We start from the raw sequence: 15944 nt of genomic DNA on the forward strand, positions 1-15944 counted from the left end.
GATATGTTCCGATCCGGAAAACATCAAGCCCCGCGCCTCTTTCCCTCGGCTTCCCCTTTCGGTATTGCAGGTCGCAACCCGGAAACAGACATCTGCGAGTGCCCCATGGCGATGGACAAGACCTTTGACGCGGCCCAGGCCGAACCCCGCCTCTACGCGGCCTGGGAACAGGCCGGCGCTTTCAAGGCGGGCGCGAACCGTTCGCGCGACGAAAGCTTCACCATCATGATCCCGCCGCCCAACGTCACGGGTGCGCTGCATGTGGGCCATGCCTTCAACAACACGCTGCAGGACATCCTGATCCGCTGGCACCGGATGCGCGGCTTCGACACGCTCTGGCAGCCGGGGCAGGACCATGCCGGCATCGCCACGCAGATGCAGGTCGAAAAGATGCTGACCGCCACGCAGCAGCCCTCGCGCACTGAACTCGGGCGCGAGAAATTCCTGGAAAAGGTCTGGGAATGGAAGGGCCAGTATGGCGGCACCATTGTGGAACAGCTCAAGCGCCTCGGCGCGTCCTGCGACTGGTCGCGCAACGCCTTCACCATGGCAGGCGCCGCAGGCGATCCGCGCACCGGCCATGAGAACTCGCCCAATTTCCACGACGCCGTCATCAAGGTCTTCGTGGAGATGTACAACAAGGGCCTGATCTATCGCGGCAAGCGGCTGGTCAACTGGGACCCGCATTTCGAAACCGCGATTTCCGATCTCGAGGTCGAGAATATCGAGGTCGCCGGCCACATGTGGCACTTCAAGTACCCGCTCGCCGGCGGCGAGACCTATACCTATGTCGAGAAGGACGAAGACGGAAACGTCATCCTCGAAGAAGAGCGCGACTATATCTCGATCGCAACGACCCGCCCCGAAACCATGCTGGGCGACGGCGCGGTCGCGGTTCATCCGTCGGATGAGCGTTACGCTCCAATTGTCGGAAAACTCTGCGAAATACCGGTTGGCCCGAAAGAGCATCGCCGCCAAATCCCGATCATCACCGACGAGTATCCCGATCCCGATTTCGGGTCCGGGGCGGTCAAGATCACCGGCGCGCATGATTTTAACGACTACCAGGTCGCCAAGCGCGGCGGCATCCCGCTCTACCGTCTGATGGACACACGGGGGCATATGCGCGACGACGGCGCGCCTTATTCTGAAGAGGCCGCCAAGGCGCAGGGGTATGCGCGCGGTGCGGCCTTCACCGAATCCGAGATCGACATCATCAACCTTGTCCCCGACCACCTGCGCGGGCTTGACCGGTTCGAGGCCCGCAAGCGCGTGGTCGAGGAAATCACGGCCGAAGGCCTCGCCGTCATGACCCGCGCTGACAACCCGGTTCTGGGCAAGAAGCTGGCCGAGGATGACGATCCGGCCGCGCTGATGCCCCTGGTCGAGGCCAAGCCGATCATGCAGCCCTTTGGCGACCGCTCCAAGGTCGTGATCGAGCCGATGTTGACCGACCAGTGGTTCGTCGATGCCGAAAAGGTCGTCGGCCCCGCACTGGACGCGGTCCGCGACGGCACCGTCAAGATCATCCCCGAGTCGGGCGAAAAGACCTATTATCACTGGTTGGAAAACATCGAGCCCTGGTGCATCTCGCGCCAGCTGTGGTGGGGTCACCAGATCCCGGTCTGGTACGGGTTCGACCTGTCTTGCGGCAGTTTCAAGGATGACGAGGGCGACGGCACGCTCGACCTCGTGGAAATGGGCAGGCTGCTGTCCGAACAGAAACTGCTGCTCGGTGACGAGCACCATTTCTGCGCGCCCGATTTCGACAGCGTCGTCACGCGGGTTCAGGATGCCGAGGCCTCGCTGCCGACGCCGCTCAACCACGCCCGCGTGGTCGAGGTCGAAGACCGCAACGCCGCGCTGCACGCCCTGGCCACCTCGCTTGCGGAATACGAGATCAGCCAGGATCCGACCCGGCTGGTCTACCCGGTCTGGCGCGACCCCGACGTTCTGGACACCTGGTTCTCCTCCGGCCTCTGGCCCATCGGCACGCTGGGCTGGCCCGAGGATACGGACGAGATGCGCCGCTACTTCCCGACCGATGTTCTGGTCACAGGCTTTGACATCCTGTTCTTCTGGGTCGCCCGGATGATGATGATGCAACTGGCCGTGGTCGATCAGATCCCCTTCCACACCGTCTACCTGCACCAGCTCGTCCGCGACGAGAAGGGCAAGAAGATGTCCAAGACCACCGGCAACGTCATCGACCCGCTGGAAATCGTCGACGAATACGGTGCCGACGCGCTGCGCTTCACCAACGCCTCGATGGCGGCCATCGGTGGCGTGCTGAAACTGTCGCGCGACCGGATCGCGGGTTATCGCAATTTCGGCACAAAGCTCTGGAACGCCGTCCGCTTTGCCGAGATGAACGGGGTTTACGATGGTACAAAACGGTCAATTGGCCGTGTGGAGGATGTACAAAACGCACAATTCGCGGTGAACCGCTGGATCGTCGGCGAAACGGCCCGCGTCCGTGAAGAGGTCGATGCCGCATTGGCCAGCTATCGGTTCAACGACGCGGCCAACGCGCTTTACGCCTTTGTCTGGGGCAAGGTCTGCGACTGGTACGTGGAACTGTCCAAACCGCTTCTTCAGGGCGAAGACATTGATGCCAAAGAAGAAACCCGCGCCACCATGGCCTGGGTGCTGGATCAGTGCATGATCCTTTTGCACCCGATCATGCCCTTCGTCACCGAAGAGCTCTGGGGCCTGACCGCGCAGCGCGACCAGATGCTGGTAACGACCGAATGGCCCAGCTACGCTTCAGTGGAACTCATTGATTCCAAAGCGGATAACGAGATGAACTGGGTCATCTCGGTGATCGAGAACACGCGATCGGCCCGCCAACAGATGCGCGTTCCCGCTGGCCTCTACGTGCCGATGATCGTGACCGAGATAGACGCCGACGGCCAGGCCGCGTGGGACCGGAACGAGACACTGATCAAGCGTCTCGCCCGCATCGACAGCCTGACGAGGATGGACGCCCCGCCCAAGGGCACCATCTCGATCTCCGCTCCCGGCGCGTCCTTTGGTCTGCCGCTTGCGGACATCATCGACATCGGGGCCGAGAAAGAGCGCCTTGAGAAGGCAAAGACCAAGCTTTCCAAGGAGTTGGGCGGCCTTCGGGGGCGGCTGAACAACCCGAAATTCGTTGCGTCCGCTCCCGACGAGGTTGTCGAGGAAGCCCGCGAAAACCTAGCCGCCCGAGAAGAGGAAGAGGCGCGTATCAACGAGGCACTCGCCCGGCTGGCCGAGATCGCGTGACCTCTCTTCGTCTTTCCAGCGCGTGACAATCCGAACCCGCCACTCTCGCAAGTGGCGGGTTTATTTCTTATACTCACCGGATGATCCGCAGTTTCCGAAACCTGATCGAACGCCAGATCCTCAAGGCCCGCGCCGAGGGGCAGCTCGATCACCTGGAAGGCGAAGGCAAACCGCTTCCCGACCGATCGGGTGAAGGCGACGCGGCACTTGCCGCCGGTCACAGGATCATGGCCGAAGCGGGGGTGATCCCGGAAGAGTTTCGCCTCAAGAAAGAGTTGGACGCCGCACGGAAGGCCTATCCCCAGCTCTCCGACCCGGCAAAACGCAAGGCTGCGATGGCCCGGATCGCCGATCTGGAAATGCGTTGGAACATGGCGCGCGATGCCCGGCGCAGCTTCTTTCGGTAATGCTGACTGATCCCTGCGCGGGTCTGGACAATGGCCGGTCGCAGGCTAGTGTCGCCTCGTCAGCCAAAGGGAGCCTGCGCAATGGAAAAATTCGGGAAAAGCCAGCCTGTCAAACGGGTCGAGGACGTCCGCTTCCTTACCGGGGCGGGGCGATATGTCGATGATATCGCGCCGGAAAACGCATTGCATGTCGCGGTGCTTCGCAGCCCTGTTGCGCATGGAACCATAACCGCTCTTGACCTCGATGGCGCGCGATCCGCCGATGGGGTGCATCTCGTGCTGACGCTGGATGATCTGAAGGACGCCGGAATCGATACCGCCATGAATGCCACCGTCGTGACGAATCGTGACGGCAGCAAGGGGGCGGCCCCGGTCCGAACCATGCTTGCGGGCAAGCGCGTTCGTTTTGTCGGTGAACCGATCGCGGTAATCGTGGCGGACACGCGAGAGCAGGCGCGCGACGCGCTGGAACTGATCGAACTGGATATAGATGATCTTCCTGCCAAGACCGACCTGGGCCCCGGTGGACAGCTCATTCATGACGAAGCCCCTGAAAACAGGGCGTTCGACTGGGACATGGGCGACGAGGAAGCGACCCGGGAGGCGTTCGAAACCGCCGCGCATACGGTTGCACTTGATGTCGTAGACAACCGGATCATCGCCAACTCGATGGAGCCGCGTGGTTGCTACGCCGAGTGGGATGGGACGCGCCTGCATCTGAGCTATGGCGGGCAGGGCGTTTGGGGTGTGAAGACCCAGCTTTCGGAAAAACTGGGTCTTGAACCGGAGAACGTGCGCGTGACCAATCCCGATGTCGGGGGCGGCTTCGGGATGAAGGCGATGGCCTATCCGGAGTACTTCGCCGTTGCCCATGCAGCCCGAGTACTCGGGCGCCCCGTACGATGGATGTCGGACCGGACCGAGGCGATGTTGAGCGACAATCACGGCCGCGATCTGACTTCGCTGGCGGAACTGGCGTTTGACGCCGACCTCAGGATCACCGCCTACCGGGTGCGCACGCGCTGCAACCTCGGGGCGTACAACTCGCAATTCGGTCAGCCGATCCAGACGCAGCTTTTCTCGCGCGTATTGACGGGGGTGTACGACATCCAGACGACCTGGCTGCAGGTTGAGGGCTATTACACCAACACCACGCAGGTTGATGCTTATCGCGGTGCGGGGCGCCCCGAGGCGATCTACGTGCTGGAACGTGTCATGGACCGCGCTGCGCGCGAATTGGGCGTGGATCCCTGGGAGCTTCGACGTCGGAACTTCATCCGGCCAGAGGCGTTCCCGTATGGCACTGCAACGGGCGAGACCTATGACGTGGGCGATTTCGACAAAGTCCTGAAACGCGCTGCCGCCGAGGCCGAAGCCGACGGTTACGGCGCGCGCAAGAGTGCCGACGCCGCGCGCGGCCTGCTTCGGGGCCAGGGCCTGTGTTACTATATCGAAAGCATTCTCGGCGATCCTTCCGAAGGCGCGAAGGTCGAGTTTTGCGAGGATGGCACGGTGAACCTCTACGTCGGAACGCAGTCGAACGGGCAGGGGCACGAAACCGTGTTCGCCCAGTTCCTTGCCGACCAGACCGGAATTCCCGCCGATCGGATCCGGGTCGTGCAGGGTGACAGCGACCTGATTGCACAAGGTGGCGGTACCGGTGGGTCACGCTCTGTCACCGTGCAAACCACGGCAACACTGGCGACGGTTGACGTCATGGTCGAGGCCTTCACGCCTTACCTGGCTGAAAAGATGGGAGTCGATGAGGGCGCCGTTGTGTTCGACGACGAAACCTTTCGCGCACCGGGGTCAAACCTGACACCGACCATGCTGGAAACGGCTGAAATGGCCCGTGCAGATGGCCGGATGGAGTTGCTGAGTCATGAGGCCCGCGCAAAGCTGCCCGGACGCAGCTATCCCAACGGCGCGCATGTTGCCGAAGTCGTGATTGACCCTGAAACCGGAGAAACACGCGTGGATCGCTACACTGTGGTCGACGATTTCGGTAATCTTATCAATCCCATGCTGGCCGAAGGGCAGGTGCATGGCGGGGTTGTGCAAGGCATAGGGCAGGCCATTACCGAGCATGTTGTGCATGACGCAGATGGGCAACTGCTCACGGCGACGTTCATGGACTACGCCTTGCCACGTGCCGCTGACGTGCCCATGATTGAGTTCTCTTCCGAGCCGGTGCCTTCGACCGCGAACCTCATGGGCATGAAAGGCTGCGGCGAGGCAGGCACCGTGGGTGCGCTGGCTGCAGTGGCGAACGCGGTTCAGGATGCGCTCTGGGATCGGGGGGTGCGCCAGGCTGACATGCCGTTCACGCCGCTCAAAGTATGGGAATTGTTGAGAGATGAATCTGTCGCGGCTGAGTAGGAAACTTCTGGGATGGCTCGGGCGTCCGCTGTCCTCGGGCCATTCGGCAGAAGCGCGGCATCGCGAGGCACTCACCCACGTGATCATCCTTGACGGTACCATGTCGACCCTTGAGCCGGGCAACGAAACGCATGCCGGTCAGCTTTATCGCATGATGTGCGAAATGGGGCCGGGCATATCGGTTTTTTACGAGGCTGGTGTGCAATGGAAGAGCTGGAAAAAGACAGGCGACGTGGTCGTCGGCCGGGGTATCAATCGACAGATCCGGCGCGCCTATGGCTATCTTGCCTCGCGGTACAAGCCCGGCGACCGCGTCTTTCTGTTCGGCTATTCGCGCGGTGCCTATGGCGTCCGCAGCCTTGCCGGTGTTATCGACATGGTGGGCCTGCTGAAATCGGAACATGCGACCGAGCGAAACATCAGACAGGCCTATCGCCATTACGAACGCAATCCGCGCGGCACCCATGCCGCAGACTTCGGACGCGCCTATTGCCACGCGCACGTCGAAATCGAAATGATCGGCGTATGGGACTCCGTCAAGGCGCTGGGCCTACGCCTGCCGCTTTTGTGGCGTTTTGCCGAGGCGCGGCATGCCTTTCACAACCATGAGTTGGGCCCGAGCGTGCGGTCGGGCTACCAGGCGCTTGCCCTAAACGAAACACGCGAGGTGTTCGCTCCTGTCCTGTGGCAAAGTTCGCCTGCCTATAGCGGCCATCTTGAACAGGTCTGGTTTCGCGGGGCGCATGGCGATGTCGGCGGGCAACTGGGTGGCTTCGAAGAGGCGCGTCCGCTCTCCAACATCTCGCTTGTGTGGATGATGGAGCGCGCGCAGGCACATGACCTGCCATTGCCGGAGAATTGGCGCCTGCGCTTTCCAACGGATCCCGAGGCGCCCTCGGTCGGTACGTGGCGCGGCTGGGGAAAGCTGTTCCTGCTGCGGCGGGCACGGGTAATGGGCGTGGACCGCAGCGAGCGGTATCACGAAACAGTCCCGCCCGAGATGCAAGGCGACCCGGCACCGAGCCTATGGCGTTTCATTCCCGGTTTTCGCGCCCCGCAGATCCACTGAGCGCACTTTAACCAACGACATTGAGAACGATACAAGTCGTGGAACCGGTGGCATAGAGCCGGCCATCAGCCGTTCCGCGAATTTCTCCATGCGCGACACCGGTGGAACGACCCACATGATCGGCGATCCCGACGCAGTCGATCTGGGTGCCCAGCGGGATCGAGCGGATGATGTTTATCTTGTACTCCAGCGTCGTGTAGGCGGCACCGGCAGGAACGCGCGTCTGCACCGCGCAGGCCATCGCGCTGTCGAGAAGCGTACCGTACCAGCCGCCGTGAACCTGGCTAAGAGGGTTGCAAACGGCGCGCGTGGGCGTGCCGCGAAAGGTTACACGCCCTTCTTCGACCGCGTGAAGATCGTAGCCGAGCGTTTCAGCAATCGGCGGGGCAGGCAGCCTGCCATCGAGTATGCCTTGCATGAATTCCAAACCGGACATGGTGGCCATGTCGGCGGGTGTCAGCAGGTCCTGCGCTGCGTGCATGGAATGTCCTCCCTGATGACCGGAACGCTACCAGCCGGGCAGGGGTGGACAAGACTTACGCCACGTTCTGCAGCGTGACCTTGGGCACAATCCCCAGGGCGTGGCAAACATCGCGGGTCAATTCGGGGCGGTTAAGCGTGTAGAAATGCAGCTTGTCCACGCCGCCCTCGATCAGGTCCGAACACAGCTCGGTGCAGATGGCCGTTGCCAGCAGATCTTCGCGCCCGTCGCGGGTCGCTTTTTCAAAGGCGTTTTCGACCCATGCGGGTATCTTTGTTCCACACATCTGTGCGAAGCGCCGCGCGCCCTTCCAGTTTTCGATCGGCAGGATGCCCGGCGTGATCGGCTTGTCGATACCGGCCTTTTCGCAGGCGTCCCGGAACCGAAAGAACGTTTCGGCCTCGAAAAAGAACTGCGTCAATGCTTCGTCAGCGCCGGCATCTAGCTTGCGCTTGAGCCAGTCCACATCGGCTGCCGCGTGCGGTGCCTCGGGGTGAATATCCGGGTAGGCGCCGACGCGAATGGTGAATTTGCCGGTGTCGGCCAGCGCCTCGATCAGCTCTACCGAATTGGAAAAGCCGCCGGGATGCGGACGAAATTCACCCTCTCCTTTTGGCGGATCGCCACGAAGGGCCACGATATCCGTCACGCCAGCCTGCGCGAATGTATCCGCGATGCCCAGGGTTTCGTCGCGGGTCGCCCGCACGCAGGTGAGGTGAGCCGCGACGTTCAGGCCGGATGTCTTGTGCAGGGTTGCGACGGCTTCGCGAGTCAGTTCCCGTGTCGTGCCGCCCGCGCCGTAAGTAACCGAGACGAAACGCGGACCAAGCGGCGACAGGGTGTGAACCGTGTCCCACAGCCGAAACGACGCTTCCAGCGTTTGCGGCGGAAAGAATTCGAATGAGATCTGCGGCGTGGTCATGACGGTTCCGTTCCATTGAGGTTGAGCTTTTGTGGCAGGTGCAGCATGGTGAGGCAACTTCATATTTCTCAAGAACAACATGAGGCGAACCCAAGGATGCATATCGAGTTCCGTCATCTTCGGACGATAAAGGCGATCCATGATTGCGGAGGCTTGGCCCGTGCTGCGGATCAGTTGAACATCACGCAATCGGCGCTGTCCCACCAGATCAAGGGGTTGGAGGACCAGGCAGGGGTCGAGCTGTTTATCCGGCGGTCCAAGCCTATGAAACTGTCGCCCGCCGGACTGCGCCTGTTGCGCCTTGCCGAACAGATCCTGCCGCAGATCGAGGCCATGCAAGAGGAGTTCTCGTCACTGCGGGACGGGCGAACCGGGCGGATGCATATCGCGATCGAGTGCCACGCCTGTTTCGAATGGTTGTTTCCAGTGCTGGAAGCGTTCCGCAAAAGCTGGCCCGACGTTGATGTGGACATCAAGCCGGGGCTTGCCTTCGATGCTTTGCCGGCGTTGCAGAAGGAGGAGGTGGATCTGGTCGTCTCCTCGGACCCGGAAAACCTTCCCGGCATCGAATTCGTGGAACTGTTCGACTACAACCCGGTCTTCGTCGCGGCCTCATCGCATCCGCTGGCGGCGAAACCCTTTGTCGAAGCCGAGGATTTTCGTGGCCAGACGCTGATAACCTATCCCGTCGAACGTTCACGGCTGGATGTGTTCAGCCAACTGTTGACGCCGGCGCGCGTGGAACCCGCGAGTATCCGGCAGGTGGAACTGACGGCGGTGATCCTGCTGCTCGTGGCTTCGAACCGGGGCGTTTCTGTTCTTCCGGACTGGGTTGTCCGAGAGGTCAAGTACAACTCGGACTACGTCACGCGCCCTTTGACCGAGGCAGGTATCACGCGTCGCCTTTATGCTGCGGTGCGTGAAGAGGATCTGGAGAAACCCTACGTCCAGGAGCTTGTGAGCCTGGCCCGCAAGGAGGCCCGCAAGTTGCAGGCCGCCTGATTGCGAGGGGGCTTTGTGCCCCCTTTACGGTGTGTCCCGTTTCACCCCAGGTTCGGTCTGGGCAAACGGTGCAGGTGTCAGACCAGCTTGACGACCTGTTTGCCGGTATTGCCGCCCTCGAGCATGGCAATGAAGGCTTCGGGTGCGGCTTCCAGCCCCTCGGCCACGTCTTCGAGATACTTGATCTCGCCGCTGGCGACCCGTGGAGCGACCTCTTTCAGGAATTCGCCGAACCGGTCCCAGTGGTTGGCGATGATGAAGCCATTCACGCTGAGGAACTTGACGAGGATGTTCCGCCATAGGTCTGGCCCGGTCAGGGTGTCGCTGTTTGCGCCCGCCCCGAGGCCACCGGCATTGTACCAAGCTATCATGCCGCAGATCGGGATGCGTCCATGCGGGTTCATCAGTGGCAGCACAGCTTCGAGCACCTTGCCGCCGACATTCTCGAAATAGATGTCGACGCCATCGGGCGCGGCGTCGGAAATCGCCTTGCGAAGATCCTTTGCGGCTTCATAGGCACGGTGGTCGATGCATGCGTCAAAACCGAAGGTATCGGTCGCCAGCTTGCATTTTTCCGAGCCGCCGGCAATGCCGATCACACGAAGCCCGGCAAGCCGGGCGAGCTGGCCGACCATCGAGCCGACGGGGCCGGTTGCCGCCGCCACGACCAGCGTTTCGCCCTTTTGGGGTCGTCCGAGTTCCGTAAGCCCATACCACCCGGTAAAGCCGGGCATGCCCAGCACACCAAGCGTGGCCGAAATCGGCATCTGGTCGGGGTCGATCTTGCGCAGCATCTTCGCGGGCTGCACGCCGTGGGTGGCCCAGCCCAGCATGCCGAATGCGAAATCGCCCGGTTTGAACGACGGATCGTTCGAGGCAATGACCTCGCCCACGCCACCGGCTTCCATCGTGCCACCGATCGGCACCGGTGCCGCGTAGGATTTCGCGTCGTCCATCCGCCCGCGCATATACGGGTCGAGCGACATGTAATGGGTGCGAACCAATACCTCGCCTTCGCCCGGTTCGGGCAGTTCGCCGGTTTCGAGCCGGAAGTTCTCGGGCGTTGGCGCGCCTTCGGGGCGGCTGGCAAGAACGATGCGTTTCATCTGGTCGGACATTGCAATCTCCTTTGTCACGTTGCTGCCAAGGTGAGGGCAGCGCGGTCGACCTACAACCAGTGACGCCACGGATTATGGCAGTATGGCAGCGGCATTGCAGAACATGGCCCTTGGCAATCCGGAGGCGCATCGATATACGCGCGGTTTGACCGATGAGGAGCCCGTTTCGATGGTTGGCAGTGCGAATCTCAACATCATGATCAAGGCCGCGCGCAAGGCGGGCCGCTCGCTGGTGAAGGATTTCCGCGAGGTCGAGAACCTGCAGGTCTCGATGAAGGGGGCGGGCGATTTCGTTAGCCGCGCCGATATCGCTGCCGAGAAAATCCTCAAGGACGAGTTGCTCGGCGCGCGCCCCACCTATGGCTGGCTGGCCGAGGAAGGTGGCGGCCAGGATGGCGAAGATCCCACGCGCCGCTGGATCGTCGATCCCCTGGACGGAACCACGAATTTCCTGCACGGTCTGCCGCATTGGTGCATTTCCATCGCGTTGGAGCATAAGGGCAAGATCGTCGCCGGTGTCATCTTTGATGCCGCCAAGGACGAGATGTTCTTTGCCGAAAAGGGCGAGGGCGCGTGGATGAACGAAAGCCGCATCCGCGTCTCCGCCCGGCATCGGATGATCGAGTCGATCTTTGCCACCGGTCTGCCCTATGGCGGTCGTTCGGACCTTCCGGCCACCCTGCAGGACCTTGCACGGCTGATGCCGGTCTGCGCAGGCGTCCGGCGCTGGGGCTCCGCCGCGCTCGACATGGCCTATGTTGCGGCCGGACGGTACGAAGGGTTCTGGGAGCGTCGCCTGAACGCCTGGGACCTTGCGGCAGGTATCATAATCGTGCGCGAGGCTGGCGGAATGGTCGACGCGCTGGAACCCTCGGGGTCGATCCTCGACAGCGGCGAAGTCATCTGCGCGAACGAACCGATTTTCGACAGTTTTTCCAAGGTGATCCGGGGCTAGATCAGCCCCAGGGTCCCTTTGGCCCGCGCCGCGTGCGCGGAATACGGGTATAGGCGATTTCGACCGACCGTTCGGGGTGGGGCGGGTGGCCATGTGTCCGGTTCCAATAGGCCGCTCCGCCACGTCGCAGCCACAAGGGCAGGCACAGCACGAAACCAACGGCAAACCCGCCGGTGTGGGCCCAGTAGGCGACACCGCCTGCGTCGGGATCGCTGCTCAGGCTGCCAAGAAACTGCATCCCCAGCCAAACGCCCAGCATCACGAAGGCAGGAATCGAGAAGACCCTGAAATACACGATCAGGATCAGCAGGATATCGACCCTCGCCTTGGGAAACATCAGCAGGTAGCCGCCCATGACCCCCGCAATGGCCCCGGATGCCCCAACCGTGGGCACCACCGAGTCTGGCGCCGAAAACACGTGGATCAGTCCCGCTCCAAGCCCGCTTGCAATATAGAAGAGCAGGAAGGGTACATGGCCCATCTCATCCTCGAGATTGTCGCCGAAAATCCACAGAAACAGCATGTTACCGGCCAGGTGCATGAACCCGCCATGCAGGAACATCGAGGTTAGCAGGGTATCATAACGGAATCCGTCCTCGATCCGGGCCGGGATGATCGCCCAGTCGAAGAAGAAGCGATTGATCAGCCGTGCGTCATCCATGATCCCCCAATAGCTGAGAAAGATCAGGATATTGGCTGCCATGAGCAGGTAGACGACATAGGGCGTGCGCCCCGAGGGGTTATGATCACGGATCGGGAACATCTGGGCAAAGCTGGTGCGAAAGCACAGGCGGGTCAAGCGTGCTTGGTGCACCCGCAGCGCGCTTTCGCGCGCTGCCCGGCCCAACGGCCGGAGTCGCATCCTTGATGCGGCCCCGGCGGGCGGGAGGGCTTGCGGTTCAGGCCATTCCTCCCAGAAGCGCCGCGTTGCCCCCCGCAGCGGTCGTATCGACGCAGACATGGCGTTCTCCCAGCACCCGCGCGCGGTCGGGACGGCCCGGGATCAGCGGCAGGATCGGCCCGTCGCGGCGGGCGAGTGCCTGTTCGATCCTGCGCGCCTCGCCTGCATCGCCCCACCACAAGACCCCCGAAATCCCGGAAACCGATTCCAGTTGTTCATCGGACACGGGACCGTTAGCAGCGATGGCGACGCCCCCCAGCTCCCGCACCGCTTCGACCTGTGCCTGAACGGTTTCCTTTCCGGGCCCCATGCACAGCAACGCCTCTCTGGGGCTTTCGCTCAGGCGGTTCGATTCGCCCGTCGGGCCCGGCAGGCTGCGAGTTACCGGTACCGCCGCGGTTCCATGTCGTTCCAGCGTCGCCGAGGCTTCGCCATTCCAGACCGCATCAGTTTCTCGGCGATCGGGCGCCAGGAACCGGGTCATGTAGTTCGGTCCGCCAGCCTTCGGTCCGGTGCCCGACAACCCTTCGCCGCCAAAAGGCTGAGAGCCGACAATGGCGCCAATCTGGTTACGGTTCACGTAAATGTTGCCCGCATGGATCGCTTCGGTCACGTGTTGCACGCGGTCGTCGATGCGGGTCTGCAAGCCGAAGGTCAGACCGTATCCCGTGGCATTGATGTCCTCGATCACCTTGTCCAGATCGGCGGCACGGAAGCGTGCAACATGAAGCACTGGGCCAAAGACTTCTGTCTCCAGTTCCCTGATGCCACCGACCGAGATCAGGGTTGGTGACACGAAAAGCCCGTCGGGCGGAACGGACACTTCCTTGAGCACGCGGCCCTCGGCGCGGGCCTTGGCGACGTGCTCGAGAATCCCGCTGCGCGCATTCTCGTCGATCACGGGCCCGACATCAGTCGAGAGATGCCATGGGTCGCCCATTTGCAGAGCGTCCATTGCGCCTTTCAGCATGGTCAGCAGATCGTCGGCGATGTCCTCCTGCACATAAAGGCACCGCAGGGCCGAGCATCGCTGACCCGCCGATTGAAAGGCGGACTCGACGATGGCCTGCACGGCTTGTTCCGGAAGCGCTGTCGAGTCCACGATCATGGCGTTGAGCCCCCCGGTTTCGGCGATGAGCGGTGCGCCGGGGGTCAGGTTTCCCGCCATGGCTGCGCGAATTTTCAGCGCCGTCGCCGTCGAGCCGGTAAAGGCGACACCATCGACGCGCGGGTCCGAGGTCAGCGTGGCACCGACCTGCGGACCTCCGGGGAGGAGTTGCAGCGCCGTGCGCGGCACCCCGGCCTCGTGCAGCAATTGCACGGCGCGAAAGGCGATCAGCGGGGTCTGCGGTGCGGGTTTCGCCAGCACCGCGTTGCCGGTTGCAAGCGCCGCGGAGACCTGGCCGGTGAAAATGGCAAGGGGAAAGTTCCACGGGCTGATGCAGGTGAAAACGCCGGCGGGCGGGCCATCGGGGATGTTGGCAGCATAATAGCGCAGGAAATCGACCGCTTCGCGCAGTTCGCCCACGGCGTCAGGCAGCGACTTGCCCGCCTCGCGGGCCACAAGCGCGAAGATCTCGCCGAAATGCTTCTCGTATAGATCGGCGGCGACACGCAGCACCCTTGCACGCTCGGCAGCATCGGCTTGCCACGGACGGGCCGAGGACAGGGCGCGTTCGACATCGGCAGCGCTGGCCGGGATGACCGTGCCGGGGCCACCTGCGGGCCGGGCCGGATTGGCGACCGGCTCTGCTGTTGCCTTTGTGTCCTGTGGTGCCGCATCGGCCAGAAGTGGCCCGGCCTGCCATTGCGCATCGGCATGAGGCATTCGTGCTCGTTCGATCATCTCGAGCGTCGGGATGTGGGCAAGGTCGAAGCCCTTGGAATTATCGCGCTCTGGTTGGAACAGATCGGGACCCTTAGCCAAATCGGGTGCGGGCGTGCTGAGCGCCTCGAACGGGTCCGATGCCACCACCTCAGGCGGCACATCCTCGTCCACGATCTGGTTCACGAAAGAGCTGTTCGCGCCGTTTTCGAGCAGGCGGCGCACGAGATAGGCTAGCAGGTCGCGATGCGCCCCGACCGGGGCATAGATCCGGCAGCGCGTTCCGTTCCGGGCCTTGACGAGCTGATGCAGTGTCTCGCCCATTCCATGCAGGCGCTGGAACTCGAACGCTTCGACATTGTCGGCCATGTGCAGAATGGCGCTGACGGTGTGGGCGTTGTGCGTGGCGAATTGCGGATAGATCCGGTCGGTCATCCCAAGCAGTTTGCGCGCATTGGCGATATAGGACACGTCCGTTGCGGCCTTTTGCGTGAAGACGGGAAAGCCGTCGACGCCTTCGACCTGCGCGCGCTTGATCTCGGTATCCCAATACGCCCCTTTGACCAGTCGGATCATGAGCTTGCGGTCGAACCGATTGGCCATGTCGTAGAGCGAATCCAGCGCCGTGCCGGCGCGCGGACCATAGGCCTGCACGACGATGCCGAAGCCATCCCAGCCCTTGAGCGCGGGTTCGGCCATCACGGTTTCGATCACCTGCAGCGACAGGGAAAGGCGGTCTGCCTCTTCTGCGTCGATGTTCAAGCCCATCCGCGCCGATTTCGCGAGCAGGCAGAGTGCGCGCAGGCGCGGAACGAGTTCGTCCATCACCCGCTCTTCCTGAGCTACTTCGTAGCGCGGATGCAGCGCCGAGAGTTTCACCGAGATCCCCGGATTGTCCCGGATGTCATCCGAGGTACAGGCCTGCGCAATTGCGGTGATCGCACGCGAATAGGACAAGTGATAACGCGCTGCGTCGGCCTCGGTCCGGGCGGCCTCGCCAAGCATGTCGTAGGAGTAGGTGTACCCCTTGGCCTCCATCCCTTCGGCACGTTTCATGGCGGATTGGATGGTCTCGCCCAGCACGAATTGCCGTCCCATTTCGCGCATGGCTCGGCCGACAGCAGTTCGGATGACAGGCTCTCCCAGACGCTTGACCGCGCTGCGCAGCGCACGCACGGGCGAGGGACGGTCGTCGTCGAGAACGCGCCCTGTCAGCATGAGCGCCCAGGTCGACGCGTTGACCAGCGAGGAAGACGAATGCCCCAGATGCTTGCCCCAATCCGATGGCGCGATCTTGTCCTCGATCAGAGCGTCGATCGTGTCAGCATCGGGCACCCGCAACAGCGCCTCGGCCAGGCACATGAGCGCCACGCCCTCGTCGGTCGAAAGGCCGTATTCGGCAAGGAATACTTCCATCAATCCCGGCATGCTGCTGGAGCGGATGTCACGTACAAGCTGCGCGCCTTTTTCGCAGATGCGGCGGCGATCCTCGGACGAGAGATCTGCCTGGGCTTTCAAACGATCCAAGACTTCGGACTGGTCGGCATAGGCCTGGCTGTCGATGGCATGTCGCAGGTCAGTGGACATCGGCAAGGGGCTCCTTCTCTATATCGTTCAG

At 62.4% G+C, this 15944-nt stretch carries 11 protein-coding genes; 6 read left to right on the forward strand and 5 right to left on the reverse strand.

Annotated elements, in window-relative coordinates:
* Positions 1 to 105: 105 nt before the first annotated feature.
* The 4 genes from ACFORG_RS21110 (at position 106) to ACFORG_RS21125 (ending at position 7122) form a co-directional block, all read left to right on the forward strand.
* Entirely contained in the window at positions 106 to 3267 is a 3162-nt protein-coding gene (locus ACFORG_RS21110) for a valine--tRNA ligase (RefSeq protein WP_386737557.1), read from the forward strand.
* 80 nt (positions 3268 to 3347) lie between these two features.
* On the forward strand, positions 3348 to 3674 hold the full coding sequence (locus ACFORG_RS21115) for a DnaJ family domain-containing protein (RefSeq protein WP_386737558.1): 327 nt from the start codon (positions 3348 to 3350) through the stop codon (positions 3672 to 3674).
* A gap of 81 nt (positions 3675 to 3755) precedes the next feature.
* The gene (locus ACFORG_RS21120; RefSeq protein WP_386737559.1) at positions 3756 to 6053 is read left to right on the forward strand and encodes a xanthine dehydrogenase family protein molybdopterin-binding subunit; all 2298 of its coding nucleotides are present in this window, start codon (positions 3756 to 3758) and stop codon (positions 6051 to 6053) included.
* Complete coding sequence (locus ACFORG_RS21125) at positions 6031 to 7122, forward strand: DUF2235 domain-containing protein (RefSeq protein WP_386737560.1); 1092 nt, start codon at positions 6031 to 6033, stop codon at positions 7120 to 7122. The genes ACFORG_RS21120 and ACFORG_RS21125 overlap by 23 nt, the downstream gene beginning before the upstream one ends.
* 7 nt (positions 7123 to 7129) lie before the next feature.
* Here ACFORG_RS21125 and ACFORG_RS21130 read toward each other — a convergent pair whose 3' ends face one another.
* Together ACFORG_RS21130 and metF are read right to left on the reverse strand one after the other, a co-directional pair.
* On the reverse strand, positions 7130 to 7603 hold the full coding sequence (locus tag ACFORG_RS21130; protein WP_386737561.1) for a PaaI family thioesterase: 474 nt from the start codon (positions 7601 to 7603) through the stop codon (positions 7130 to 7132).
* A 55-nt stretch (positions 7604 to 7658) separates the two neighbouring features.
* Positions 7659 to 8525, reverse strand: a complete 867-nt coding sequence (gene metF / locus ACFORG_RS21135) for a methylenetetrahydrofolate reductase [NAD(P)H] (RefSeq protein ID WP_386737562.1) — start codon at positions 8523 to 8525, stop codon at positions 7659 to 7661.
* Between the two features lie 96 nt (positions 8526 to 8621).
* Between metF and ACFORG_RS21140 the strand changes: the two genes are divergently transcribed.
* Complete coding sequence (locus tag ACFORG_RS21140) at positions 8622 to 9527, forward strand: LysR family transcriptional regulator (RefSeq protein ID WP_386737563.1); 906 nt, start codon at positions 8622 to 8624, stop codon at positions 9525 to 9527.
* A 77-nt stretch (positions 9528 to 9604) separates the two neighbouring features.
* Here the strand turns inward: ACFORG_RS21140 and ACFORG_RS21145 are convergent, their stop codons facing one another.
* Positions 9605 to 10645 carry an NADP-dependent oxidoreductase gene (locus ACFORG_RS21145; RefSeq protein WP_386737564.1) on the reverse strand — a complete coding sequence of 347 codons (1041 nt, stop codon included), beginning with the start codon at positions 10643 to 10645 and terminating at the stop codon, positions 9605 to 9607.
* Between the two features lie 169 nt (positions 10646 to 10814).
* Here ACFORG_RS21145 and ACFORG_RS21150 point away from each other — a divergent pair, with 169 nt between their 5' ends.
* Positions 10815 to 11600, forward strand: coding sequence for an inositol monophosphatase family protein (locus ACFORG_RS21150; RefSeq protein ID WP_386737604.1), 786 nt, complete (start codon positions 10815 to 10817; stop codon positions 11598 to 11600).
* 1 nt (position 11601) lies between these two features.
* Here the strand turns inward: ACFORG_RS21150 and ACFORG_RS21155 are convergent, their stop codons facing one another.
* On the reverse strand, positions 11602 to 12363 hold the full coding sequence (locus tag ACFORG_RS21155; protein WP_386737605.1) for a rhomboid family intramembrane serine protease: 762 nt from the start codon (positions 12361 to 12363) through the stop codon (positions 11602 to 11604).
* Between the two features lie 136 nt (positions 12364 to 12499).
* Positions 12500 to 15913, reverse strand: a complete 3414-nt coding sequence (gene putA / locus ACFORG_RS21160) for a bifunctional proline dehydrogenase/L-glutamate gamma-semialdehyde dehydrogenase PutA (RefSeq protein ID WP_386737565.1) — start codon at positions 15911 to 15913, stop codon at positions 12500 to 12502.
* Between the last annotated feature and the right edge of the window lie 31 nt (positions 15914 to 15944).

This window comes from Lutimaribacter marinistellae, assembly GCF_042648365.1.
Classification (GTDB): domain Bacteria; phylum Pseudomonadota; class Alphaproteobacteria; order Rhodobacterales; family Rhodobacteraceae; genus Lutimaribacter_A; species Lutimaribacter_A marinistellae.

Coding starts and splice junctions, on each gene's coding strand:
- ACFORG_RS21130 (WP_386737561.1), bottom strand. CDS start 7,603: ATGCACGCAGCGCAGGACCTGCTGACACCCGCCGACATGGCCACCATG.
- ACFORG_RS21120 (WP_386737559.1), top strand. CDS start 3,756: ATGGAAAAATTCGGGAAAAGCCAGCCTGTCAAACGGGTCGAGGACGTC.
- metF (WP_386737562.1), bottom strand. CDS start 8,525: ATGACCACGCCGCAGATCTCATTCGAATTCTTTCCGCCGCAAACGCTG.
- ACFORG_RS21140 (WP_386737563.1), top strand. CDS start 8,622: ATGCATATCGAGTTCCGTCATCTTCGGACGATAAAGGCGATCCATGAT.
- ACFORG_RS21125 (WP_386737560.1), top strand. CDS start 6,031: ATGAATCTGTCGCGGCTGAGTAGGAAACTTCTGGGATGGCTCGGGCGT.
- ACFORG_RS21155 (WP_386737605.1), bottom strand. CDS start 12,363: ATGTTCCCGATCCGTGATCATAACCCCTCGGGGCGCACGCCCTATGTC.
- ACFORG_RS21145 (WP_386737564.1), bottom strand. CDS start 10,645: ATGTCCGACCAGATGAAACGCATCGTTCTTGCCAGCCGCCCCGAAGGC.
- ACFORG_RS21150 (WP_386737604.1), top strand. CDS start 10,815: ATGGTTGGCAGTGCGAATCTCAACATCATGATCAAGGCCGCGCGCAAG.
- ACFORG_RS21110 (WP_386737557.1), top strand. CDS start 106: ATGGCGATGGACAAGACCTTTGACGCGGCCCAGGCCGAACCCCGCCTC.
- putA (WP_386737565.1), bottom strand. CDS start 15,913: ATGTCCACTGACCTGCGACATGCCATCGACAGCCAGGCCTATGCCGAC.
- ACFORG_RS21115 (WP_386737558.1), top strand. CDS start 3,348: ATGATCCGCAGTTTCCGAAACCTGATCGAACGCCAGATCCTCAAGGCC.